The sequence below is a fragment of the Sulfurospirillum arsenophilum NBRC 109478 genome, from assembly GCF_000813345.1.
GTDB classification, from domain to species: Bacteria; Campylobacterota; Campylobacteria; order Campylobacterales; family Sulfurospirillaceae; genus Sulfurospirillum; species Sulfurospirillum arsenophilum.
Window position 1 is genome coordinate 1 of the sequence record NZ_BBQF01000008.1, and the last position, 25,792, is coordinate 25,792.

The 25,792-nt window shown below is 33.2% G+C and carries 28 protein-coding genes and 1 pseudogene; all 29 read right to left on the reverse strand.

Going from position 1 to position 25,792, the window contains the following annotated elements; translation table 11 throughout:
• Positions 1–23: 23 nt before the first annotated feature.
• Positions 24–1,031: a DegT/DnrJ/EryC1/StrS family aminotransferase gene (locus tag SAR02S_RS12955; RefSeq protein WP_041960406.1), complete on the reverse strand. Its 1,008-nt coding sequence runs from the start codon at positions 1,029–1,031 to the stop codon at positions 24–26.
• Positions 1,028–1,918, reverse strand: coding sequence for a glycosyltransferase family 2 protein (locus SAR02S_RS12960; protein ID WP_041960407.1), 891 nt, complete (start codon positions 1,916–1,918; stop codon positions 1,028–1,030). The genes SAR02S_RS12955 and SAR02S_RS12960 overlap by 4 nt, the downstream gene beginning before the upstream one ends.
• Entirely contained in the window at positions 1,918–2,886 is a 969-nt protein-coding gene (locus SAR02S_RS12965; protein ID WP_084218527.1) for an NAD-dependent epimerase/dehydratase family protein, read from the reverse strand. Before SAR02S_RS12965 ends, SAR02S_RS12960 begins: the two co-directional genes overlap by 1 nt.
• A complete protein-coding gene (locus tag SAR02S_RS12970; RefSeq protein WP_041960411.1) occupies positions 2,831–3,232 on the reverse strand; it encodes a WxcM-like domain-containing protein in 402 nt (133 codons plus the stop codon). The genes SAR02S_RS12965 and SAR02S_RS12970 overlap by 56 nt, the downstream gene beginning before the upstream one ends.
• Positions 3,220–4,320, reverse strand: a complete 1,101-nt coding sequence (rfbG, locus tag SAR02S_RS12975) for a CDP-glucose 4,6-dehydratase (RefSeq protein WP_084218528.1) — start codon at positions 4,318–4,320, stop codon at positions 3,220–3,222. The genes SAR02S_RS12970 and rfbG overlap by 13 nt, the downstream gene beginning before the upstream one ends.
• Positions 4,320–5,099, reverse strand: a complete 780-nt coding sequence (gene rfbF / locus SAR02S_RS12980; RefSeq protein ID WP_041960415.1) for a glucose-1-phosphate cytidylyltransferase — start codon at positions 5,097–5,099, stop codon at positions 4,320–4,322. Before rfbF ends, rfbG begins: the two co-directional genes overlap by 1 nt.
• Before the next feature lies 1 nt (position 5,100).
• Positions 5,101–6,327: a glycosyltransferase family 4 protein gene (locus SAR02S_RS12985; RefSeq protein ID WP_041960417.1), complete on the reverse strand. Its 1,227-nt coding sequence runs from the start codon at positions 6,325–6,327 to the stop codon at positions 5,101–5,103.
• Entirely contained in the window at positions 6,284–6,802 is a 519-nt protein-coding gene (locus SAR02S_RS13320; RefSeq protein ID WP_052433648.1) for an acyltransferase, read from the reverse strand. The genes SAR02S_RS12985 and SAR02S_RS13320 overlap by 44 nt, the downstream gene beginning before the upstream one ends.
• The gene (locus tag SAR02S_RS12995; protein ID WP_041960418.1) at positions 6,799–7,929 is read right to left on the reverse strand and encodes a hypothetical protein; all 1,131 of its coding nucleotides are present in this window, start codon (positions 7,927–7,929) and stop codon (positions 6,799–6,801) included. The genes SAR02S_RS13320 and SAR02S_RS12995 overlap by 4 nt, the downstream gene beginning before the upstream one ends.
• Positions 7,930–7,952: 23 nt before the next feature.
• A complete protein-coding gene (locus tag SAR02S_RS13000; protein ID WP_041960420.1) occupies positions 7,953–9,206 on the reverse strand; it encodes a TIGR04372 family glycosyltransferase in 1,254 nt (417 codons plus the stop codon).
• The gene (locus tag SAR02S_RS13005) at positions 9,199–9,903 is read right to left on the reverse strand and encodes a nucleotidyltransferase family protein (RefSeq protein ID WP_041960422.1); all 705 of its coding nucleotides are present in this window, start codon (positions 9,901–9,903) and stop codon (positions 9,199–9,201) included. Before SAR02S_RS13005 ends, SAR02S_RS13000 begins: the two co-directional genes overlap by 8 nt.
• Positions 9,900–11,372 carry a PfkB family carbohydrate kinase gene (locus SAR02S_RS13010; protein ID WP_041960424.1) on the reverse strand — a complete coding sequence of 491 codons (1,473 nt, stop codon included), beginning with the start codon at positions 11,370–11,372 and terminating at the stop codon, positions 9,900–9,902. The genes SAR02S_RS13005 and SAR02S_RS13010 overlap by 4 nt, the downstream gene beginning before the upstream one ends.
• A gap of 18 nt (positions 11,373–11,390) precedes the next feature.
• Positions 11,391–12,503 (reverse strand): radical SAM/SPASM domain-containing protein, encoded by a 1,113-nt coding sequence (locus tag SAR02S_RS13015; RefSeq protein ID WP_041960426.1) that lies wholly within the window; start codon positions 12,501–12,503, stop codon positions 11,391–11,393.
• A 4-nt stretch (positions 12,504–12,507) separates the two neighbouring features.
• Positions 12,508–13,227: a hypothetical protein gene (locus SAR02S_RS13020; protein ID WP_041960429.1), complete on the reverse strand. Its 720-nt coding sequence runs from the start codon at positions 13,225–13,227 to the stop codon at positions 12,508–12,510.
• Positions 13,228–13,235: 8 nt separating this feature from the next.
• On the reverse strand, positions 13,236–13,721 hold the full coding sequence (locus SAR02S_RS13025) for a transketolase family protein (protein ID WP_041960431.1): 486 nt from the start codon (positions 13,719–13,721) through the stop codon (positions 13,236–13,238).
• A 1-nt stretch (position 13,722) separates the two neighbouring features.
• Entirely contained in the window at positions 13,723–14,526 is an 804-nt protein-coding gene (locus SAR02S_RS13030; protein WP_052433649.1) for a thiamine pyrophosphate-binding protein, read from the reverse strand.
• Positions 14,526–15,515 (reverse strand): SDR family oxidoreductase, encoded by a 990-nt coding sequence (locus tag SAR02S_RS13035; RefSeq protein ID WP_041960432.1) that lies wholly within the window; start codon positions 15,513–15,515, stop codon positions 14,526–14,528. The genes SAR02S_RS13030 and SAR02S_RS13035 overlap by 1 nt, the downstream gene beginning before the upstream one ends.
• A gap of 10 nt (positions 15,516–15,525) precedes the next feature.
• Positions 15,526–16,620 (reverse strand): radical SAM protein, encoded by a 1,095-nt coding sequence (locus SAR02S_RS13040; protein WP_041960434.1) that lies wholly within the window; start codon positions 16,618–16,620, stop codon positions 15,526–15,528.
• Entirely contained in the window at positions 16,620–17,189 is a 570-nt protein-coding gene (locus tag SAR02S_RS13045) for an SIS domain-containing protein (RefSeq protein ID WP_041960436.1), read from the reverse strand. The genes SAR02S_RS13040 and SAR02S_RS13045 overlap by 1 nt, the downstream gene beginning before the upstream one ends.
• A gap of 23 nt (positions 17,190–17,212) precedes the next feature.
• A complete protein-coding gene (locus tag SAR02S_RS13050) occupies positions 17,213–17,989 on the reverse strand; it encodes an oxidoreductase (protein ID WP_041960438.1) in 777 nt (258 codons plus the stop codon).
• The gene (locus SAR02S_RS13055; RefSeq protein ID WP_041960440.1) at positions 17,982–18,686 is read right to left on the reverse strand and encodes an acylneuraminate cytidylyltransferase family protein; all 705 of its coding nucleotides are present in this window, start codon (positions 18,684–18,686) and stop codon (positions 17,982–17,984) included. Before SAR02S_RS13055 ends, SAR02S_RS13050 begins: the two co-directional genes overlap by 8 nt.
• Positions 18,683–19,591 (reverse strand): Gfo/Idh/MocA family protein, encoded by a 909-nt coding sequence (locus SAR02S_RS13060; RefSeq protein WP_041960442.1) that lies wholly within the window; start codon positions 19,589–19,591, stop codon positions 18,683–18,685. The genes SAR02S_RS13055 and SAR02S_RS13060 overlap by 4 nt, the downstream gene beginning before the upstream one ends.
• Entirely contained in the window at positions 19,591–20,637 is a 1,047-nt protein-coding gene (locus SAR02S_RS13065) for a nucleotidyltransferase family protein (protein ID WP_041960444.1), read from the reverse strand. Before SAR02S_RS13065 ends, SAR02S_RS13060 begins: the two co-directional genes overlap by 1 nt.
• Positions 20,637–21,854, reverse strand: a complete 1,218-nt coding sequence (locus SAR02S_RS13070; RefSeq protein ID WP_041960445.1) for an N-acetyl sugar amidotransferase — start codon at positions 21,852–21,854, stop codon at positions 20,637–20,639. Before SAR02S_RS13070 ends, SAR02S_RS13065 begins: the two co-directional genes overlap by 1 nt.
• Positions 21,855–21,863: 9 nt before the next feature.
• Positions 21,864–22,466, reverse strand: a complete 603-nt coding sequence (gene hisH, locus SAR02S_RS13460; protein WP_041960446.1) for an imidazole glycerol phosphate synthase subunit HisH — start codon at positions 22,464–22,466, stop codon at positions 21,864–21,866.
• Positions 22,463–23,218 (reverse strand): imidazole glycerol phosphate synthase subunit HisF, encoded by a 756-nt coding sequence (gene hisF, locus SAR02S_RS13080; RefSeq protein ID WP_041960447.1) that lies wholly within the window; start codon positions 23,216–23,218, stop codon positions 22,463–22,465. The genes hisH and hisF overlap by 4 nt, the downstream gene beginning before the upstream one ends.
• Positions 23,218–24,390 (reverse strand): UDP-N-acetylglucosamine 2-epimerase, encoded by a 1,173-nt coding sequence (neuC, locus tag SAR02S_RS13085; protein ID WP_041960448.1) that lies wholly within the window; start codon positions 24,388–24,390, stop codon positions 23,218–23,220. Before neuC ends, hisF begins: the two co-directional genes overlap by 1 nt.
• Before the next feature lie 104 nt (positions 24,391–24,494).
• Positions 24,495–25,520, reverse strand: a complete 1,026-nt coding sequence (locus tag SAR02S_RS13090) for a hypothetical protein (protein ID WP_041960449.1) — start codon at positions 25,518–25,520, stop codon at positions 24,495–24,497.
• A 10-nt stretch (positions 25,521–25,530) separates the two neighbouring features.
• A pseudogene (locus SAR02S_RS13095) lies at positions 25,531–25,792 on the reverse strand (MBOAT family protein); the annotation flags it as partial.

Genomic DNA, 25,792 nt, shown 5'->3' on the forward strand with positions numbered 1-25,792 from the left:
CTATTAAATAACATATCAATATCCTACCATAGGAACGGTATCACTTTTATATTTTTGTAAAAATCCTTACAGTGTCCAGACAATACTTCATCTGGTAAATCCGGCCAAGGTAACACAAAAAATCCTTTTTTTAATAAGAAAAACTCAAACTTTTTGCTTCTATCATTGCCCATAAAAGCAAACTCAAAAGGCACACTACCTTCATCTAACTCGTAAATGCATTTTAGACCAAACTCTTTTGCCCACCTTTGCACCATCCTATAAAGCGCTTTTCTTCTGTCTATCTCTTGCGGGATATTGAGCATAATGGATTTATCTTGCAATAAAGGTGTTAAGTAACCATTCGAAGGCAGAGTATGTTCACTCTCTTTATCGGGTAAAGGTAGCGCTGAGCCAGTTTTGAGATACCGCAATAATCTTCTGGCAAGGACAATACCAATTCCTATGTAATAACTAAAAATCTTTCTTTTAATACCCAATTTTTTTTGATAAGCAACATCTTCAAAACTAGTCATACTCTGAAAACTCTCATAGCCTCTGTTTTTAAGCACTTCATCATTAATCAACAATGCTGCACCATTAGGTAAAAAAACTGTTTTTCGAATGCTCAATAAGCCCACATCACCTCTGCTACCAAGTAATTTATGATCACTATCTTGGCTTAAAAAACCATGCGCATTATCTTCAATGATAAGAGCACTATACTTTTTCTTATATTTCACAAAAGGTGCCATATCTTGCGCAAAACCAAAATAATTGACCATAAGTATAGCTTCGCATGGTACATCTTCAAGGAGTGGCGATAATGTTTCATCTACATCATAAAAAAAATAGGTTATGCCCAATGTATTAATGGGCGACAACATATCTCTGCAAATAAACGCTGGTAAATAGATACTTTTGATGGAAAGTTTTTGAAGAACTTCTAAAAAAGCATACCTTGCATACGGATAAAAATAGACATCACTTTTTTCAAAAAGTTCTGAAATATAAATTTGTTTATCTACTTTTTGCAGATCAAAAGGCGTCATCGTCGTATACCTAAGAAAGCAAATACCAAAGAGATATATTTTTTGATAGCGAATGGATAATCAACAATAGATTTAATCAAAATAGGTATAGCTTTGCGAAACTCTCCACTCATCTGGTAAGATCTTCCGCGATAGTATTCTACTCTTGCGCCATGTATTTTTTTCATAATTTTTTTGCTTGGTATAGATAGCGTATCTATATGATTTAAGACCAACGTTTTAAGGTTATTGTTAATCAACTCTATATTTCCAGACATATTTGTATCTGTTATGCTAAAAACACCCAAAGATTCATGGATATAGCAAAATTCTCCGACTAAAGAGAGTTTCATCCACATATCATAATCTTCAACTGCAAAATAGTCTTTGTGTATATCAAATAACCCGATTTCAAACAACTTCTCTTTTTTGACACTCATTGCCGAAGTTGATAAACTGTTGCCATCCAATAATAATTCATAGTAAGGGCCGCGCGATAGTGTCTTCCCATGCTCAAGCGTGGAATGAAAAATACCATTCACCATCTTATCTTCATAATGACTTACGGCTATTGCATTGGAGTTATCCTCTATCATTTTTGCAACCCGTTCTAACTTTTGAGGATACCAATAATCATCTGAATCCAAAAAAGCCACCCACTCTCCCATAGCATTTTTAATACCCGTATTTCTACTTCCTGCTGGAGAACCACTGTTTTCTTGCCAAAAGTATTTCACTCTTGCATCATTAGCCATGTAGCTTTGCACAACTTCTTTGGTTGCATCTGTTGAGCCATTGTCCACAACAATCAGTTCAAAATTTTGATAGGTTTGGTTTAGCACAGATTGTATCGCTACATGTAATTCTTTTTCTCGATTATACGCAGGAATTACGACAGAAAAAAACATTATTTGTCCAGTAACTGAAAAATTTTTTCTACTTCATTATGGAGTTGATCTTCTACTTGAAAATTGCAAATATTTTGAAGCTTCGCATTGTCCACATACACATCCTCATAACATAGATTATCTAACGCATTTATCTCTAATGCTAAAGGCTTTTGGTATCTCTTTTCATAAACTGCTTGAACAATTCTTGCAATATCTAAAATCTTGAAACTTTTCCCCGAAGAGAGGTTGTACGTTGTGCTATCTTGAAACGAAAGCGAAGCTTCAACTATACGACAAACATCACCCATCCAAATAAAATCCCTTTGGGCTTTTCCATTCGTTTTAAGAGTGATTTTACCACATTCATGGGCCGATTTCACAAGATCATTCACAACCAGATACCACTTATCTGTTTTGATGTTGAGGGGGCATCCATAGCTATTGGTCAATCTAAAAATCGTATAATCAAGTTTACATGTAAAAGCAAATTGCTTGACATAATACTCCGCACATAAGTGCGTTGTCGCATAATCATTTTTAGGGAAAAATGGAGTCTCTTCTGTAATGTGACCATCATTCGCTCCATAAACATGAAACGTGCTCATATAAATAAACTTTTTGACACCATGGACACACAATGCTTCCAAAAGATTTCTGGTACCTAGGGTATTAATGAGCAAAGCTTTTTTAGCATAATCCTCTAAAAAATGCTCATTAAAACTTGCTGCATGAATACACATATCAAAAGGAGTTTTAATTTGACTTTTGAGTGTCGCTAAATCTGTGATATCCGCTTCAATAATGTTATATGAAATACCTTCAAGTTGTATTTTTGCTTTACGTGTTAACACATAAACATCAAAGCCCTGGTTTGCAAAATGAACACTTAACCAACTCCCAAGATTGCCAAGCCCTCCTGTGATAAGAACCTTACCACGCATACGGTATTGCATCCAATGGCTGATTGATGGCTTCATCTGGATCATGTTCAAGGCTTGCTAGATTTAAAAGCATATTGGACTCTCCAACACCGCGAAATGCCATCCATAAACCACGTTGAATAGTTAATCTTTGATAATTTTGTGACGATAGTTTCACTGTAAAAAAGTCTTTCCCATTGTAAACAATAAACTCAATTTCACCAATAGGAACAACCAAATTGAGAGTCATCTGAGTGTGTTTTTTCCAGCCTTTAATGTCGTCTTGATGAATAGTCGAAAAATACGCCTCTCCAAAACCATCAAATCCCATATCACTTTTCTTCATTGCATGAAAAACGTCACCTTTGGGATTATGGATTTGTTTGAGTGGCGTTAAGATCACTCCGTCCATAAAAGTCCTTTATAGTGTGCTTTCATTTCATACTCTTCGATCTGCTTTAATGTTTTTTGGTACATATCACTCTCTTTTTTATAAAAAGTATAGTACCATTCGCTGGTAAATTTAATGGTCTCTTTATACTCTAAATTAGCTTGCCATTTGAGATAAAAAAGTGCCTTATCACAGTTGAGTTTTAAAAGTCCTGCTTCGTGAAATGGAATATTATCAGTAACTGTAAATGCTGCCTCAGCCTTTTCAAAATGCCAATAGGCACTCAAATCCTCTAAGAGTTGTTTCACGGTATGATTTTGCTCAGCTCTCGGTCCAAAGTTAAACGCTTCTCCATGCAAAGAAGCGTTTACATGTAAAGCTTGTCCCAAGGCAAGATAGCCACCCAATGGTTCTAAGACATGCTGCCAAGGACGTGTTGCTTGTGGGCTTCGTATCTCTACTTTTTCACCCTGACTCCATGCCACCATACAATCCACCACAATTCTATCTTTGGCCCAATCCCCACCGCCTATTACATTTCCAGCTCGAGCAATAGCTAATTTGACATTACATGTAGAAGATTTAAAGAACGAATGAAAATAAGACTTTATAACGAGTTCCGCCGCACCTTTGGAACCACTGTAAACATCTTTACCACCCATCTTATCATCTTCTTTATATCCCCATACTTGCTCAACATTATCATAAGCCTTGTCACTCGTGATAATCACTGCCGTACACGCATGATTGGAGCTTCTAAGCGCTTCTAGAATATTTGCTGTACCCATCACATTGGATGAAATGGTTTCAATAGGGTCTTTATACGAAGTTGAGACAATCGCTTGCGCAGCCAAATGAAAAACAAAATCGGGTTTCTCTTCACTTATAATCTTTGTCATCATTGCTAAGTCGCGAATATCCGCTTGATAATGCTTGAGTTTTTGCTCTAGCCCTAATGCTTCAAACATGGAAGGATGCGTTGGAATATCTTTAGCGATTCCAACAACATGAGCACCTAATTTTAAAAGCCAAACACTCAGCCACGAGCCTTTAAAACCCGTATGTCCGGTTACTAAAACTTTTTTATTTTTATAAATATTTTGAAACATTATTTATCCCATTTTTTCCATGGAGCTTTATGGGTATCCCACAGCTTATTTAAATCATTTTTATCTTTGAGGCTGTCCATAGGTTTCCAAAATCCCTCATGTTTATAGGTGTATATCTTGCCATCCGTTGCTAACCGGCTTAATGGTTCTTGCTCAAAAACGATTTCATCACCATCGGCTATATAGTCAAAAACTTCAGGTTCACAAACAAAAAATCCTGCATTGACCCAGCCACCATCACCTTTTGGCTTTTCTTTAAACGCATTGACTTGATTGGTATCTGTTAAATCCAAAGCACCAAATCTACCATCAGGCTGTGCTGAAGTCATGGTCATAGCTTTTCCGTGTGAGCTATGAAATTTCAGTAATGCATTAATGTCAATATCTGCAACACCATCACCATAAGTAAGCATAAAAGGTTCATTTCCAACAAATTTTTGTGCTTTTTTGATTCGTGCTCCAGTCATTGCATTTAAACCTGTATCTAGTAAAGTCACTTTCCATGGCTCACTCGAATTATTATGAATTTCCATTTTATTATTTTTGAGATCTATAGTGACATCACTTTGATGCAAAAAGTAGTTTGCAAAATACTCTTTAATGTAATACCCTTTATAACCCAACAATACAACAAACTCATTAAAACCATAGCTAGAGTATATTTTCATAATATGCCATAAAATAGGCTTTCCACCTATCTCCACCATAGGCTTTGGTCGTATATCCGTTTCTTCACTGAGCCTTGTACCAAATCCACCTGCTAACAGCAATACTTTCATTTTAATCCTTACTTATCAACTCTTGATATTGTCCTATCATTTTATCACGAGTAAAATCATTTTTATATATAGCATAACCATTTTGAGCATGCTCAATTATCAAATTTGGCAACAAAATATACTTTTGAATTGCCAATGCCATAGCCTCTGGAGAATCTACTATAAAACCATTCACACCATTTTTCACTTGTTTATGAGCATCTCCAACATCAGTAGTGACCACAGGCATTCCAACACTCATCGCTTCTACTCGAACAAGAGCAAAACTTTCCACTGTTGAACTGAGCACAAATACATCACAAAGATCATAGTAGTATGATGGATTGGAACTAAAACCTTCAAAATGAACACAAAGCTGATATTCATCAACTTTATCTTGAAGCATTTTTAGGTAATCACTATCGCCTTCTTTTCCAACGATATAAAGCTCTATTGCATCAAAACCTTTTTCTTTCAATATATGTAAAGCTTCAATAATAAAAAGTTGATTTTTAATCTTCCCTAAAATCCCAATACTTAAAAGCTTTAATTTATCTCGTTTTGCAGTAAAATCTTTTATGATATCTCTTTTTGCCTTAACGCCATTATAAATAATGATTGGATTTTGTCTAATAAACCTTTGCTGCAATAATACATCCTTAGTTTGGTTCGAAACACAAATAATAGTGCTACCAATATCAAGGATGTAATCTATCATATATTCAATTGGAGTAAAAACTTTTAAAAATGGCTTTGTAGCAAGACTATGAATAATATGATAATTTTTTTGACATACTAAACTTGCACTTAATGTCGCTGCTCTATTGCACTCTCCTCCAGGATAACCACCGTTATTGGAAAATAAAATATTAATTTTATATTTCCTAAATAATCTGGAAAAGTAAATTACATGTAATAGGATTAGAGGATATCTAACAATCACATTCAAAATTTTAAACACTAAATAAAAAAATTGGCTTCGTTCTTTAAATTGATTAGCAAAGACGCCAAGTTCCACAAGTGTGAGAATATTGTAATGTACCAATTGTGTATTTTTTGGCAAAGGAGAAGATAATAAAATAGATGTGTCACTAGTTCTATTTACAAATAAATACAATGACTCATAGTCCATATCATCGATCAAATCTCTAGCTATCTTATCACTACCACCTGCAATATAATTTTCTATAAAAATTGCTACTGTTTTATTTTTTCTTTTTTGCGAGAGTTCCGGCCCAGAGTACTCCATCTTGTACATCACCTTTCAATATAGATCCAGCAGCTATATTCATATTGTCATGGATGATGGTTCCAGGAAGAATAATACATCCCGCGCCTATCCACACATTATCCCCAATTGTTATATTTTGTATTTCATCATTTTCTCTATTGGTATGATTCGTTGTAAGAAGTTTAACACTAGGGCCTATCTGACAAGCTTTGCCTATTGTGATTTTACCATTTCCTTCTAAATAAATATATGCATTCAGAAATGAGCCTTTGCCTATTTTGAGATTAGTTAAATTATCACAATATAACCCATTTTTGATATAGGTAAACAATAAACTAATTTTTGCCCCCGCAAGGCAAAGTAAAAAATTCTTCATAATTTTTAATAAATATAAATCTGGCAAGATATTAAATAAAAAAAGAAATATTTTTGTTCGCAATCTTAATATATCAATCTTGAAAATTATTCCAATTTCAGAATATAAAAAATTCAAATTTCATTCCTTAAAAATTTTCTAAAAATATCTTTATTAGATAAATGCTCACTTTGAACAGATGTCAAATAGTCATACTTGTACTTATCATATGCATCATTTGAAACATTTGGAACCCATACGTTATCTATAGTATCAATATTAATCAACGGAATGCACAACTCATTAGCCAGTACATTCATAAAAGGCATAATATTTAATTGATACCTCTCTTCCATTTCTGAAGTATAAATCAGGGTGATAGACTTTTTATCCAAAACTGCATACGATATAGCTGTACTATGTTGAGAGATAACTAAAGACGAATTAAAAACCAAACCTGCGGTTTCATTTTTAATGCACTTTCTCTGTTTAAAAATATTATCGTCATAATTTGATTTCGGATGTGCTGCAATGATTACTTCAAGTCCCAACTCTGATTCAATCATATCAAAGAAATGGTTCAATGCATCAATATATTTTCGAGCGTTTATTTTTCCCAAAGCAGGATCATAATCCATATCTTCATGATCAGCCAAATAGGTGTCTAAGAAAACAGCATAATGACTATATTCAAAGCGTGGATTCAATATATACTCTTTGCGATATTCACAGTCAATATAATTAATATCAATAACGCTATTAGATTGCTTTTCACCCACTTTTCTAGCAATTCTACCTGCCGCAAAAACGAAAACGAAATTTAGATTAACTAACTTAAACTTGAGTGCCAAAAAAGCAGATGTTTTTTCATACAAACGTCTCAAAAAATCAAAAGGACTTTTCAAATAATTTTTTGCCCTATTTTGAACTGATACTTCAGGAAGATAACCTATATTAAACCGACATAATTGACAATTATGCTGAGTAAGGATATGAAATAATCGGTAAAATCTACTTTCATAGTATATTTGAACATTAAAGTATGTCTCCTTTGAAACATGCTTCTTGATAGCATCTTCAAACTCTTTAGCAGAAGATATTAAAGTGACAAAATCATACTTTTGTATTTTTTCTTCACCAAATAGCCAATATGAAAGATCAAGATATACAACCTCTTTACCTTCTTCAAAAAAGCTATCGATACAAAGAGCATCATAAAGATATTTTTCTAACGAACCAATAGAAACAAATACAATTTTTTTCAAATAAATCCCTTATCCTACAACGATTATATTAACTGTTTCTTTAGATAAAAATTACACACTTTTCCAGAACAATAAGTTCTTTGATAAAGTCTATAAGGCTCTTCGATATTATCTAAAAAGTAGCCATTTTCTTCTTTTATCCAGCGACAAATGGCATGTAATACTATTTCATCGTAAACTTTATCTAATTCATTTTTTTGCTTTGGACACTCTAAATCTGATAGCATTTCTTTCGTTGCTAGCAAAATTTCTTCTGGAGTATTTTCATGTACTTCATAATCTTCATGGAATTTATTTATATAAAACTCATTAATATTTGGATTGATATACATAGGTTTTTGAAAAATATTCTCTATCGTTAGCTCTTTCCCTGTTTTTTTATCTATCATGTGTTTATATAAAACTTTATCACAATCTTTAAATAATTTCGTTAAACAAAAATCTGAATAATTAACGCCGAGGACAGGTGTTCCAAATAAAAAAGCAGTATCCAAGATACCGGAATTTGTTCCCATGTAAAACTTACAATTTTTAATCAAATACAAATCCATTAATTCCGATTTGTATTTGCTATTGGGATAATCAATACAATATTGATTAATGGACATATCTACAGGATCGCCTAGCCTAATAACTTTCCCGCCTAATAATGAGATATAGTTTATAGCAGTAAGATAATTTTCTGGGCTAGAATTTCTAAAAAAAGAATCTGGATCTTTATGATAATGAGATGTTCTAATATGTAAACACACATACCATTCATTCATAGTTACACCAAGATTTGCCAATGCTTCTTTACATATCTCAACATCTTTTTTATCCAAATCTATTTCTAAACGATCATTATATACTGCTGCCCAATCAATATTATTAGCAATTTCTTTTTGAAAAATAGTTTCATTTGTCGTATTTATCAAATTACTACACCCAATTCCCATAAGTTCATATGTAAATGGTCTTTTAAGTTTAAGCACAAATAAAACAGCGTTCCATACAATATGAAAACTATATCTAGCTCCATAAATATAGCCAAAGAGAATATCTAAAAAAGTATTATGGTATATCAACGGAGATTGTAACGCAAAAATTCCATTCAATTGTTTATACTTTATTTTTTTAAATAAAAATTTGAAAAACAATCTCTTCCGAACAAATAATAACTGTTTATTTTCTCGTTTTGCTTTTTGTAAAGCATAAAAAAGTTTTTCCGACAAATTGCCAATATTACGGTCATAATCAGGAATAAACACAATTTTATTTTTAAAAAAATCAAACATATTTCAAAATCTCAATTTGTGCCAACGCATAACTTTCGATTGTTCCTATGTCTCTATGATAAACATTGTTATGAAAAGTATAAATTTTATCTAAAAAATGAGGAATTACTTCCGTACTAAGATCAATCTCTCCTTTTCCTAGAGATTCTAAATAATTAATGACGATTGGTTCCATAATATAGACTGCTGCATTTGCCAAGTTTGTGGGTGGATGTTGAACTTTTTCAAAAAATTCTTGCACTACATTGTCGTTATTCAAAGATAGAACACCACACTGATGAGGATTTTCACAAGAAAATGTCATCATCGTTATTTCACATCGCTTAGGTCTATTTTTATGAGCTTTAATAAAATCTTTAAAATTACAAAATGAAAGATTGTCTGCATGGACAACCATAAAGCTCTCTTTTTGTAAATACTCTTTGCACTTTAAAATTGTACCTGCAGTTAAAAGTAATTCTTCTTCATGAACAAGCGTAATATTTTTTTTAAATGCTGACTTATCGACATACTCTTCTACTTGTTCCTTAAAATAGTGTGTATTAATAATAAAATCTTTAATACCAGCTATACTCAAGTTTTCCAGCCAATACTCTAAAAGAGGTTTTCCATTGATTGGAACAAGGCATTTAGGTATATGATTAGTCACTGGCAGCAACCTTGTGCCTAATCCTGCTGACAATAGCAATGCTGTCATTCAGCTGCCTCTTTTTTTAATTCGTCAATACTCAAAGGAATATTTCCAACCCTACTCACCTGACAAGCTGCCGCAAGGGAACCTATATAAGCACTTTCCATTATGCTTGCACCCGTTGCAATAGCCATTGCAGAAGAAATTAATAAAGAATCTCCTGCACCAGACACATCTTTTGGAGAATCATTGAGTGCTAAAATCTGATCTGTTATCCAATTATCCTCAGTGTCTCCAGTCTTATCCGCATGGATCAAAACACCCTCAGAGCCAAGCGTTATAAAAACATTTTTTATATGTGACTTTTTTCTTAATTTTTCAGCCAAGACGATAAGTCCTGATTCAAAATCATTAACACCAAACCTTGCTTCTCTCTCCGTTGGCGTAATAAGACTCATGTGTTCAAACTTGGAGATATCACCCGTTTGAGAAGAGGATTGACTATCTGCTACCATCAAAATTTTATGCGCTATGCCCATCTTCGTTATGTTATCGATCAATCGCTGAGGTAAGCACCCATAACTAAAATCAGAAAATACAATAAGATCTTTCATTGAAATACTATCCCGTAAGTCTTCAATGATTTTATCTTGCAATTCAATACTAATATGATGCTGTTTGAGATGATTAACTCTAAGCAATGTTTTACGATTTGCTCGGAAACGTTGCTTTAATGTTGTAGGACGAGAAGAATCTTTACATATTTTTGCATTTACACCGTATTCTTTTAACTTTTCTTCGGCCAAATTGGCATATTTATCTTCACCTAATACCGTAAAAAACTCAACTTTTGCACCAAGACCTGCAGCATGTGCTGCTACGATACCAGCACCTCCTAAAAAAATATCAGAAGAAATCGGACTTACCACAATTGTAGGGTCTTCTTGACTCATCCCTAACGGATCGCAGGTAATATATTCGTCAATGATAGTATCGCCAATAACAAGAACATTTAAATCACTAAATTTGTTTATCGTAGAAATAATTTTTTCTACTTCTATCTTATGTCTTCTAAGGTAAGAAATTGGTTTTTGTATAGTTGATGTCTGAAGCTTTCTAAACTCATCTTGCAACAGAGATAAAGAAGAAAAACGAATATCTCCAGAACTAAACAATAACTTTCCACCGTAAGATTTAAGAACTTCTATCTCTGGATTATATCGTTCCTCATGTTCACTCCCTTTTACAACAACAGCAGGTTGGAGCTTTTTTATAACCTCTTCTGGAGCAACGTCTAAAATAAATGATTCATTAACAAAAATGGATGCACGAATCGCTTCAAGCCTTAAGTCTTCAGGGATATAATACTTGCCCATACTATCAGCATAAACCCCAACAATCAACACATCTCCACTTTCTTTTGCAAATTTTAAAAGCCTTAAATGTCCGGGATGTAAAACTTCAAATTTACCATAAACAAAAACTATTTTTTTATCTTTATATTTTTCACGTAAATTTTCTATAGTTATGTTCATGCAAGCCTCACTATGGTGTTAAATAAAATTAATATGTTGTGGCTTCTCACCACTAGGCTCTTTGAGCTCAATTTCGCCCTTTGCATATGCATCTAAAAACTCATTTACTTTATGTTGCAAACACAATGAACCACACATTTTTTGCGCATTAAAGTTTGGAGATGCGAGATAATTCATGACTTCCCAATATCTTTCACTTTGTAATATATCTTTAAATCTAGTATGCACGATATTGCCAATATGAAATTTTTTATATTTTTCATTAAATAACATGCCACAAGGTGCAATTAATCCAGATCCTGACAACTGTATCTGAAAAGGTGGTCCATAGCATCGTTGATAATCTCTTTTACCATCAGAATTTATTTTAGACCACTTAACCACTACTTTATAAGACTCATCACTATACGTTTCAGCATCTTTAAGGATATGTTCTATCTCTGCATATTTAGAATAATCTACACCCAAAGCACCATCTTCACTATCTGATGTATGCTTAATTACCAAATAATCAGGTCTTAATTCTTTTCCTAATTTAGCTAAAGGGATCACTTGATCTGCATCTTGAGGCATTAAAACCATTTGCATACCAATCGTGACATCAAGGTTATTCTTTTTCTTAATTTCTACCATATCTCTTATATTTTGGCATACTTGGTCAAACCACTCTTGTTTGACACCCATGACTTCAGCATATCGTGCTGGTTCACCTGCTGAAATATTAACTCGTATATATGTAAGATGGGGCAAGACTCTTTCAAGTGCTTCTTTTCTCAAATTATAACCATGTGTTGCCGTTGCCATAGAAAGACCTAACTTAGATCCCCTAATGACCATATGTTCAAAATGCGGAGAAAGTGTACTTTCACCATCACTGACCAAACTAATCGCTTTGACACCAACTTCCACGCAATCATCTAAAAAATTATCAATTACTTCTCTACTAATATCAAATCTATCATTTTCTTGCAACCTTGCATAACAAAAGCTACATCCATAATTACATGCCCTAGTTAAAGACATATCGATTGTAATTGGTGCTATTCGTTCTCCTCTAGCCCACTGCTCTATTCTTTCTTTATGCCATGCTATCTTAGTAGCATCGAGGATAAGTTCTTTATTTTCTGACATTGAATCACTTCCTACTTTTTTGTCTTACTCTATTTTTATCTGTTCTTTCTGTATACATCACTTCAACGGGTGCTTGGGTATATCTTTGGATATACTTTTCAAGATCCAATAGAAAACATCCTGCATTTTCCATTTTTTGATTATAAAGCACAAATTCTATACGCATTGGTCCGATAACAGAGAGTGCATAATCATATTCACTCTCATGGATATCCGCAAAATACTGATCTAGAAGCTGTGTTAATTTTTTTGTTTTAACATCATCGCTTAATTGAGCCCATACCTTAGCAGATACAGGAATATATGCATTTTTATAAGGAGCATTCAATACATTTGCTTGATATTGCTTAAAAGCATCTCTTATCAACTTTTGAACAATGATAAATTGTTCTAGCGTATTGTTTGGTGTAATAATTCCACCAACCGGACTTGAGCCTACCTTTCTTAATGCATATTCTAGTTTTAAGGCTCCATGATGACTAGCTTCGATAATTGGTAAATCTATGATACTAGAACAAAAAAGATTTAATATTCCACTCATAAGTTCATCAGTATCTCCGTCATAATACGCATGTGTGATATTATGAGTTTGTATATTTACATGTAACTTTAATGTAATTCCTTGTAATGACACCGCAATGGCAAATTCATCTTTGCCAGAACTTTTAGCCTCACATATTTTTCCAACATTCTTTTGTATATTCTCAGCATACATTTCTATCATTTTTTTCCTTATTTACAACGTACATAAACAGGTCCGTTATATTCGAACATCTGCTTTATTTGCTCTTTTAAATTGATTTCTGTGGGAGTTAAGATCAACACGTTTTTAAAGATAGCCATCATTTCTATATCATCTTCATCCATGCAATGGCTTCTTCCTAATTTTGAAAAATAGTTATCGACCCCAACACCAATCATTTTAACATTCATATTATGCTCATTCAAATCATATCGAATCTGCTCATAGGATCTCATCACCAAAAAAGGTACTTGAGAATAAACTATGGGTGTTAAACCAGATAAACACATACCTGAAGCAATACTAATGGCTGCTTGCTCCGCTATCCCTACATTAAAAGCACGATTTGGATGCTCTAGGATAAATTTATCGAGTACAGCAAACCCCATATCTCCCGCTAACAGTACCATTTTCATATCGTTTTTAAAATAATGGTATATCTCTTCCATAACATCTTTTTTTGACACATATTCCATATTATGCCTCATAATTATAACCATCTTCAACAGGGCACCTAAAATGATATGCTTTGTTATTCTCAGCCATTTTGATACCTTTGCCTTTAATTGTTCGTGCATTTAGAATAGTAAAACTACTCCTTTTCCCATGAAAGAATATATCAAATTCATTTTTTAATACTTGTTCATCATGCCCATCTATGTCAGAAAAATGATCATCTTCTGCTATAGCCTTTAATACTCGAGACAATTTGTCATTGTTAAATCCAACATCTCCTATCCAGTCCATCGCCTGTAGTCCATTAGCATCAACAATGAGAAGTAAATTATCAAGCTTATGCTGATGGGCAAACTGTAATGCCTCATAATTACTTCCTTCTTGCATTTCACCATCGCCCACAATGCAAACGACTTTAGCATTAATTCCTAATAGTTTATTGGCTTTTGCCATACCCACAGCAATAGGTAATCCATGCCCCAGTGAACCTGTTGATGCTTCTATCATATACTTTTGATTCATCGATAAACAGCCTTTTAAAGACGATTTTTCTGTATAAAAATTTTGCAATTCATCATCAGGAATAAAACCGAGTTCATTCAAAATAACATAATACGCGTATGCCCCATGGCCTTTGCTAAAAACTAATTTATCTCTTTGCTCATAAAATGGGTTACCTATTTTATACGTAAGATAGTCTCTAAAAAGAACTGTAAGTATTTCTACGCAAGACAATGAAGGGGCAAGATGTCCAGCACCTGTCCTACAAGAAAGCTCAATTGTTTTTGCTCTGATCTCTGCAGAGGTAAATACAGGCGAACTCATTATTGTTTACCTAAATATTTAAACCAATCTTCTGTGGCTTTTACAATTGAATTTTGATCCCATACAGGGGCTTCTCGCCATTGCTCAATATTCTCAAGCATTGTTTTCACACCATCTTCAAAACGAATGCGTGGAGACCAACCTAACATTGTTTTGATCTTTGTAATATCAGCAAAAGTTGAATCAGGCTCACCTGGTCTTTTTGGTATATATACTTTATTCCCACCTAGCAATTCAACAAGATAATTAACACTGTATGTATTTCCACTACCCACATTAAAAATTTCTTGCTTAATTTCAGAGATTGCCGCAGCAAAGCATGCTTCCACAACATCTGTCACATATGTAAAATCTCTTGTTTGCTCACCATCTCCAACTATAGTCAACGGCTTGTTATTCAGTAATTGGGCTAAGAAAACTCCAAAAACTGCACCATAGGTTCCACTTGTCCTATGCCTTACACCATATACATTAAAAAACCTCATGGAAATAACAGGCATATTATAGACCTGCCCCCAATGCATGGTATATTGCTCACCTATTGTTTTAGTATGTGCATAGGGATATTCTGGCTTAATTGCTGATGTTTCTGGTGTTGGATATATCTCAGGTATACCATAACACGAAGAAGACGCAGCATAAACAAATTTTTTAAGCTTAGAACTTTTTTTTGAGGCTTCTAAAACGTTAATTGTTCCATCAACATTTGCTTTGTGATATTTCATAGGTTCATTAATGGATGGTACAATATCAGCAAGTGCTGCAAAATGAAAAACATAATCTGCATCCTCAAAATAAGGAACCAAATCTATTTTATAATCACCAATATCTGCATTTACAAAAATAACTTTGTCTCTATGGTGTTTGATATTTTCTAATCTTCCATTTGCCAAATTATCTATTACTAATACTTCAAAATTTTTACTTACAAGCAAATCGACCATGTGCGAACCAATAAATCCTGCACCGCCTGTTACTACTGCTCTCATCAATCTGCCTTTATATAAAATTTACATGCAAATTTGGATTTTTTAGATTCCATAAGTATCGATTAACTTCGTCCATTCGGCAATTAACTCTACAATTTTTGATATCTAGTGTATTCTGAACGTACTCGTAAGACTCTTTTCGCTTATTGCTTTCCCATATTTCTTCAAAAGTATTATCATAAATATTACCATAACAAAATTTATCTTGACCGAGATACGCACTGCACCCAAAAATTTTACCATCTGCAGCTATATAGCCCCAAAAGAAAGGCGTTGAATGACATGTTGAATAAGGTTGCTTTTTCTCAACATATTTTTTCATTGTGTTGGCTCTAAATACAACTTGAAACTTTTCATCATTAAACTGTTGAAGACTTTCTCCCATATCTATCATTGAGGCATAATCTATATTTACGTATTTTTTTGTTTCACTGAATAGATGCTGAGAATAAGGTTTGACAACAAGATAATCAACGCCTATATCTTTACATGTTTGTGCCAATATAGCAACTTCATCTCTGTTTTCAGGAAGAAGAAGTGTTTGAACACCAATGGTACATTTATAACCGTTTTTATTTCGTGTATCAACTGCATATTTTAGATTTTCAATTACTTTATCATAATCTTTTTCTTTGGTACGATGAATTTGCGCATAATTCTTTGCACTACCTGCATTTAAACTTACTTTTATCCACGAACAATTTTTTATAAATCTTTCTACATTTTGTTGATTTGCTGGAACAAAATTTGTTGTTAATGCAGTATCAATACCAACGCTAGAGCAATGTTCTACGATTAAATCAAGATTTTTAAATAATAAAGGCTCACCTTCTCCAGCAAACATAACACTTTTAACACCTTTGGATGCCATATTGGTAAGCGTATTTTTTAAAGTATCAAATTGCAATCCTATGTGAGAGTAGCCCATATAATCAAGCCCACAAAAAGTACATCTATGATTACATCCACCATAAGGTGAGATTTCAACATAAATAGGATAAACCTTTTTAAGCTTTTCCCAATCATCTCCAGCTTCATGCCATTGTGCCACTCTCGTAGGATGGTACATGAGTTTATGACTATCTATAGCATATTTATCAGACATTATTTTTTACCTTTATCAATATAATACGAGTATATCATATGATCTAATATCATATGCACATCCTCAACCAGACCATATTCACCTTTTGGCGCATCTACATGAAAATTTATATCACTTACTTCGCGTAAAACTCCACCATCAAATCCTGTAATTCCAATGACTTGTGAACCGATCTCTTTTGCATAATTAACTGCTTTGATAATATTGGCTGAATTCCCACTACACGATATAGCAATGACAACATCATCTCTTTTCAAAAGACCCTCTAATTGCATATAAAAAATATTGTCATACCCAATATCATTGGCAATAGCCGTTGTTACAGGTGTATTGTCAGCAAGACTAATCACTTCAAAATTTACAATGCCACGTCTTCTTAATCCTGCGCCCAAATCATTTACCATATGAGATGCTGTCGCTGCGCTTCCTCCATTACCTAGTATGTAAATTTTGGATTTCTTTTCAATGGTAGATTCTAAGGATTGAATTATCATCTCAATACTATTAAAATCAATCTTTTGAATTAATTCGGTCAGTTTATTAGTATATTTATGTAAAAAATTGTTCATTATTTCCCTTATTCTTATTATTCTTATAAAACGAATCCATCATCTACCACTAGTGTTTGACCATTAACATATTTTGAGGCATCCGACAACAGATAGACAAGTGTCCCAACGATATCTTGTGCATCAAGCATCCCTTTGTTTCCACATCTTTTTTTATATTGCTCTAAAAATATTTCTGGCTGACCATCTAAAATGCCTCCCGGACTAATAGCATTCACGCGTATATTGTCTTTTTTGAACATCTTAGCCAAATACCTCGTCAGCCCAATTAAACCCGTCTTAACTACCGTATATTCAACAGGACTATGCATTGCAGTACCTTCATATGTTTCGAAAGCAGGAGCAACAACACCTTGAATGGATGATATATTAACAATATTTCCACCATTTTTTTTCAAAAAATATGCAATAAATTTTTGGGAAATATTAAAATATCCCCCCAAATGTAAATTCGTAAAAGCACAAAAATCCTCATAGTTAATATCAAAAAACTTTCTACCAAAATTTTTGCTTTTTGGATAAGCATTATTCACTAATCCATCAATTCGACCATATTTTTTATCTAAAAACTGTATTGCATTATCAATAGATTGTGCGGAAGTGATATCTAAACAAATAACCTCAACAATAGCATTTTTAACATTGTTTTGAATATATTCTTGAACTTCCAATGCCCGCTTAGTATCCACTTCTGCAATAACTGCAATACCACCCGCTCTTGCAATACCTTCAGCAAAAGCACTACCTATTCTTCCAGCACCGCCTGTTATAACAATTACTTTTTGAGATAAACTAAGCATTAAATTCCTTCATAATCATTTCTATAATTTTAAAATCTATCTCAGTATCCACATCAAACATACTTATTTCATCCATTACATACAATCCCGTCATATCATTGATAATTGATACACCACTTAAGAGCGCTTCTTTTTTCCAAATATAAATAGAAGCATTCATATCGTATGTTTTAGGTGCATCTTGACGCCTTAATATAGGAATATCGGGGATTTTAGAAAGGGAGACTCTTCCTTCTTTTCCTAATTCAACTTGATTAAAATAAGGTGATTTTCGAGCTGGAACAGCAGTGATAATATTCCCAAAATTTCCATTTAGCAACAAATTATAAGAAGCTATGATATCACTTACTTTTCGTATGGGGGCAGTAGCATCTAAGTCAACAATAGCATCAAACTGCATACCATAATACTTTTCACTTTCAATAAATGCATGTTGAATAGCAGGAAGTTTGCCAGCTGTGTCGCTTGCCAATTCGGCAGGTCGCATAAACAGAACCTCCGCACCATATTGCTTAGCAACGGTAGCTATTGCATCAGAATCTGTACTTATGACAATATGCTCAAAAATTTCACTTTTTTTTGCTTGTTCAATTGTGTACGCTATGAGTGGTTTTCCCGAAAGCTCTCTGATGTTTTTATTTTTAACACCTTTACTCCCACCTCTTGCACATATCGTGCAAAGTACTTTACCATTCATCTATTTTGCTCCTGAATAATCTTTATCGTGTCCATTACACTCTGTGCCTCATTGTAAGAACACACTTTTTGCTTATCGCCCAAAATAGATCTGTGCATTTGCTCAAACATCTCATTTCGTTGAAGCGTTGGACATTCATAGTACTCTTCTTGTCCATTTCTAGACTTTTGGATTAAACGATTTTGAATAAAATCTAACTCAAAACTTTGATCATTTGTATCAACTATCATTCGACGATGTGTTATCTTGCTAATATAATCTATAGAACAATTGACAAGAACTCCACGCTCAGTCTTTCCGAGAAAAACAACCATATCGTCAGAGTCTATTTCCAAATCAGAAATACGTAATTGGTAGCTTTTAAGCTCTATTACTTTACCAAAAAACCACTGAACATAGTCTATTTCATGACTAAGGTCAAGCAAAACGCCTCCACCTTTTTCTTTCTTAGCACTATATGAATCTCTATAATCTACATTTTGACGCCATGTTGGAAGATATGAGCCACATGAGACATTAACACTAATAACTGTCTCATTACCTAAGAATTGTTTTAATTTTTGTAATAATGGATGAAAACGTAAAACATATCCAACAAAAACATTATTTTTGATTACATGTAAATATTTACTTGTTTCAAAAAGAGGTTTCTCGCAAAAAATCAGTTTATTAGAAAGATTGTTTTCTAGATATTCTAACTGTTCATAATGCTTATGCGTTTCAGAGGCTATGACAAAATAGTCATATTGCTCAATATTCTCAACTTCGCTTAAATGCATAAAAATTTTCTTTTGAGGGAAAGGTTGTCGGGTAACGATATCTATTGATGAAATCTCTGAAAATGAGAGTAAAACCTCTTCATGCCTTCGCCCAATTGAGCCATATCCAATCAACAATACTTTCACTAAAAAACATCCCCATATTCATTATTTGCTCTTTCATACTCTTCTATACGACCAATATCCATCCAGTACTCTCGAATAGGGAAAGAAAGTGTATTATAATTCTGCTCTATTAGCTTTTCAAACAGCGTAGGCATATCGTAAAAAGTGTCTTTAGACACATGCTTCACAACTTCTGGATTTAACATATAAATACCCGCACTGACAAAAAACTTCTGCACGGGCTTTTCTTTAATGGACATGATTTTACCGTTTTCTATATTCACAACTCCATAAGGCACTTGAAAATCATACTCTCTTACACACATTGTAGCTATCGCATTATTAGACAGATGATAGTGAAATAAGTGTTCAAAATTAACATTTGTAAGCAAGTCACCATTCATGACAAAAAAAGGCTCACTTGGAATCTCTTTTAAAAGACTAAGCGCTCCTGCTGTGCCCATCCTTTTCTCTTCAAAAACATACTCTATATTTACCCCAAATAAACTTCCATCACCAAAATATTCTTGAATTATATTGGACTTATAATTGACACACATTACAATATCGACAAATCCATACTCAGCAAATTTTTCTACAATTGTTTGAAGTATTGGCTTATGCCCAACCATCAACATAGGTTTTGGTGTATTTTCTGTAAGCGGTCGAAGCCTAGTCCCTAAACCACCTACCATTAAAATAACTTTATTGGGCTTCTTCTTTTTTCCAATAAGTTCATCAAGGATATCTAATCCAACTAGTTTTCCATCGCTATCAACAAGTGGAATTTGATGAATTTTCTTAGAAGCAGCCAGCCTTATAATTGACTCTTTAGTATCATTAATACTAGCAACCGTCGGATTTTTAAAATAAATTTTTTCTATCTCATCTTCAAGACTAATTCCACCCAATAACCCCCGTCGGATATCACCATCATTGAGTGTTCCAATGAGTTTTTCATTTTCATCAATTACTAAAAGAATTTGCTTTGAACTTTTATCTATAATGCCCAATGCCTGCTTAATGGTTATGCAAGACCTAACAATAATATCTTGGATATCTCGCATTATCGGTTTTCTTTCCAAATAGGCTGTTTAAGTTCCCATTTGCCATACTGCTTTTCCCAAAGATGCGGTGTTCTAAATTTTTCAATAACATCATGGTATCTATCTATTGTTATTCCCATATAATCACAACAATCTTTAATATACTGTTCAGGGAATTCACCATCAAATCGCTTAATAAGCGCTATTCCTTCATCCCTTGTTATATCCCCATTCCTAACTTCTTGTGCTGAATCATAGGTAGCTCGGCCAATACCAAATTTAATCGTTGTCGTATGATAATGTAGCCAATCTATCTTATCATCTAAAGAGCTATATTTGCTAAAACTACCCTCTGTTCGATGATCATTTGGCATAAAATTTGTATTTTCAACGGAATAATAATAGGTCTCTTGAGGATGCCATTTTACATAATAGCCAAGATAATGCACGGTTGTTCCTGTTTTTTGAATATCGTATGGGTTTACAGGAAAATACGCTTCTAAATCAGAAAGTTTAAATTTAAAATCATGAATAAGATCTTTTGCAGGAACGCCACCCAAGACTAGATCTGAAATACTAAGTTCTGCACTATAATATTTTGGATCTCTTGTTGGTTTTTCATTGTCTTCAATTGCATTACCATATTCAGCTTCATTTTCTCCAAAAATAACTAACGGAATATCAAGTAAAACAGATAACCTTGGCGCTAAATTTTTTTGACCTAAAATAAAAGGCTGAAAAGGATGTCCTAGATTTTCAAAAGCACTTTTTGTTAAAAATCTATGCAATTTTCTATTTTGGTTATAGGTATAGTTGGCAAAGCCTGCGTTTAACCACGACTCAAAATTCCTTCTACCAATATCTGTATACAACGCTGGTGGCCATGTTATTAAGATAGGGTTCATATTATATTTATATTTTAACATGTGCGCTGCTTGAACACTATCCTTTCCACCACTTCCAGGAACTACTACATCATATCTACCATCATTTCTTCTATACTTATTACAAAGTTCAATAAGTTCTTTTTCTCTTTCTTCCCAATTAATTTTTTTCTTGCGTTCAGCGTATTTGCATGCTTCACAAATACCATCATCGCCAAAAGATAATGTTCGCTTTTTTTCGCCTTCTTTTTGTGTAAACTCTACTGTAGAAGAGGGACGCTGATTATTCATTGTACATTTTTTGCAAAATTTCACTTCTAGTGGCAACCCGTATCGTCCAAATAATTCACTCATGATGCTCTCCTATAATGCTATAAAATTTTGAAACAATCGAATACCAGCTTCGCGACTTTTTTCAGGGTGAAACTGTACCCCATAAAGATTGTTTGCATTGATTGAAGAGACAAATTTATGTCCCGCATAATTCGTTAAAGATGCGATATTCGTATAGTTTACAACTTCGAACGAGTGCATAAAATAGAACTCCTCATACTCAAGTCCAGCTAAAAGCTTATTTGATTTTACAACATCAATACTATTAAAACCCATGTGAGGTACTTTGGCATCAACAAGCATAGGTTTTACTTCCGCTTCAATAGCGCATAATCCATCAGTTTTTCCATACTCAAAACCTAATTTTGAAAGTATCTGCATTCCTAAACAAATTCCTAACGTTATCTTTGCTTTCATAGCTTCTTTTAAGGGCTCAAGCAAATTGTCTTTTTGCAACTCATTCATTGCATCTTTAAAACTTCCAACTCCAGGGATGACTATTTTATCTACGTTATCTAGTTCTTCTTTTGTATTGACAATTTTCACTATTCCTCCAGCTTTTTCAATCGCCTTCTTAATACTGTGAATATTCCCAGCAATTCCATAATTGATTAGACCTATTATGTTACTCATTTTGAAACCTCTATTCCAACACTTATTAAATACTCTTTGATATCTTTAATAGTATATTTATCATAATGTAATAAACTAGCTATAGCTACTCCGCTAGGTCTTGCTTTTTCTATTAAATCTTTAATATCTTCCAATTTACCTGCCCCACTTGCGACAACAACAGGAATAGTAACCGCTTGGACTACTTTTTGGGCAAGTTCTATATCAAAGCCTCTTTGTCTTCCGTCAAAATCAACTGATTGTAAGATAATTTCTCCTGCGCCTCTTTGTTCAACTTCTTTGACCCACTCAAGCACATTTCTACCACTTTGTATTCTGCCACAATCCGTATAACATTCCCACCAGTTATCCCATTTTTTGGCCTCAATATTTACGACGACTGCTTGAGCACCAAATATTTCTGCTGCTCGATTGATAATATCTGGATTTTGTTGTACCGCATAGGTATTAAGAATTACCTTATCTGCTCCAACATGAAAGAGTTTTGAAAAATCCTCAATGCTTTGAACTCCACCACCAACACCAAAAGGTATAAATAATTCATTAGCTGCTTTTTCTATTTCGTCAAATAATATTTCTCTTTGATAAAGTGATGCTACAATATCTATATACATAACCTCATCAGCACCTTGTTCATAGTACTTTTTAGCAAGGTCTAAAGGAGTTCCCATTTTTCGCAACCCCTCAAAGTGAACAGGTTTTACCACAAAAGGTGGTTTAACATCAAGTTTTGCAATTATTCTTGTTCGCATTAATCTTCATCCTTCATTTTTAAATCATAAAATGATTTTTTCAAAATATTTGTTAAATTTATATTTTTAATTACTTCAATAATTTGTTTACTTGCCATTCCATCGCCATAAGGATTTTTAATATCCTGTAAGCTTCTTTGAAACCCTACGCTATAAAGTTTTTCAAACGCTTGAACTATATCTTGCTCAAAAGGCTTACAATCTATCACACTATTTGCTTTAATTCTTCCTTTTTGTCTATCTCCAATATTGATAGTCCCTATTTTAAAACTAGGCGCTTCAGCAAGTCCGCTTGAGCTATTTCCCACTACCGCATCCATAAATTGTAAAGCACTAAGATATCTCAGTTGTCCCAATGAAATAAAGCCTATCGATTTGTCTAAATTCTTAGCTACATATTCATCTATCATTTGATTAATAACTCTTCCATCTGTGTCGCTATTAGCTTTTGTAAAAATTATATTCGTATCTTGAAGTTTATCAAGAGCATTTAATAGTTCTTGAAACTGTTGAGATGCTGTAGAACTTTCCAATGTCACAGGATGAAAAGTAACTAAAATATTTTTTTTATTGAGTTTAAAATCAATTGATTTTTCAAACTCTTCTTTTGAGAGGAAGATGAATCGTTTAATATTTTCTATCCCCATACCACCAACATTAAAAACTTTATTAGGATTTTCTCCAAGCTGAATCACTCTTTTCTTATATTCCTCGTTAGCGACAAAATGAAGATGGCTCATTTTTGTTATACTATGCCTTATTGCCTCATCAAAAGCACCTTCTGTAGTTTCCCCACCATGAAGATGTGCTATTGGGATACGAGCTATCATAGCCGCACTAACCGCAGAAAATATTTCATATCTATCGCCCAAAACAACAAGCAAATCAGGCTTTAATTCTTCATATGCTTCTGCAAAAGAGATTTGTGCAAGTCCCATAGATTTAGAGATACCTACCGAAGAATCAGAAGAAAGCAACATTTCTATCTTTTTATCTATCGTAAATTCTTTTTCTATTTCTTTATAAGTAAGACCAAATTCTGGGCTAAGATGCATACCTGTAGCGATGACTAGAAGCTGTAACTCTTTATCAGCTTTTATCTCTTTCATCAACCAATACAATAAACCATATTCAGCCCTAGTACCCGTTACAACACAAATTTTTTGCTTCATATTAACCCGAAGGTGCTCCTTGTTAATTTTTACACTCGGTTAAGAATATTAATCCTACTATATGCTCTATTTTATTCCCCTGAAAAACACACTACACCCAAAAACTATTCAAAATATTTTTGCATAACACTACTAACAGCATTTGCATGCGAGTCTTCCAAATATTTCAAATAACTATCAATATTTTTTTTACTGACATGATAAAAACTATCATTATTTTTCAAAATATTTTCAAAAATATACTGTGCACTTTTTGCATGAATATGGTTATCATCCGTGAAAAGAGTGTAATCATTGGAAAAATTTTCTATATAATTTAGTGCATAAAAACTATCAATAACTGTTAATAATTGCATATGAAATAATTTTAATTTTTCTATATCGAACATTGCTACCTTATAGTCTGTTAAAGCATCTGTAAAATATGTTATTTTTATATTACGTTGGCGACAAAAATCATCTATTTTTTTGAGTGAAATAAGCGTATCACTCGTCACAGAAAGTAATTCTTTTTCTCGTTTAATATTTGCCTCAAAAATGCGAGTATTTATTTTTGTTGGCGAAAAGTACGTTCCCCTTGTATCTGTTGTCGTACCATTTTCATTCACCATAAATTGCAAATCTTCTTCAAAAACATTTTTTGAAACAGTTTCTATCGAACATAAAGTCGTTTTCTTAGTAATAAGCTTAAGAAGTTTTTCCCAATCATCCATGTTATTATAGTCAGTTATGTGACAATGAGAATATTTATTTAATACGTGGTAGCTTATGTTGTAGTATATTTCCTTAATGTTATTTAGCTGTTGTTCATCTAATTGATTTAAAAAATTATAGACACAATGTGGATTACCATACACATGATTTGGATTAATGACATTTTTAAAATTTAAGACTTCTGGGGTAAAGCATAATGACCTCGACGAACCAAAAACGATCATTGATCTATTTTTTTTTAGATATTCCATATAACGAGGAACTGTAAATTCATTAGACATAAATTTATGCTTATTAAAGACAAATTTCATTCCAGAATGCACGCCAAAAGGATCAATGATATAATTTAAAAGCCCAATAATAGGGATAAGTATAAAAAAACAAAACCATATTTTGACCCATTTTTTTTTATTCACAATACTATCCCTAAAAGTTAAAATATAAAAAATCAGAAGCTTTTTCAAGTAACAAAACAGTCCCTACAAAAATACTCCCACTCATAATAGCCGCTTGATAAGTAGCTTGAAAACTATTTAATGACTCGGTCGAATTTTTAAAAGATAAAATCATTATAAACCCTCCTAGTAACCATATTGGAGTAAAAATATCTCCTTTTATATTTGAAAAAAACTCCCCAAATTGAATTCCATATTGCATTAAAAAAGAGACCTTTGAAAATAAAAAACTC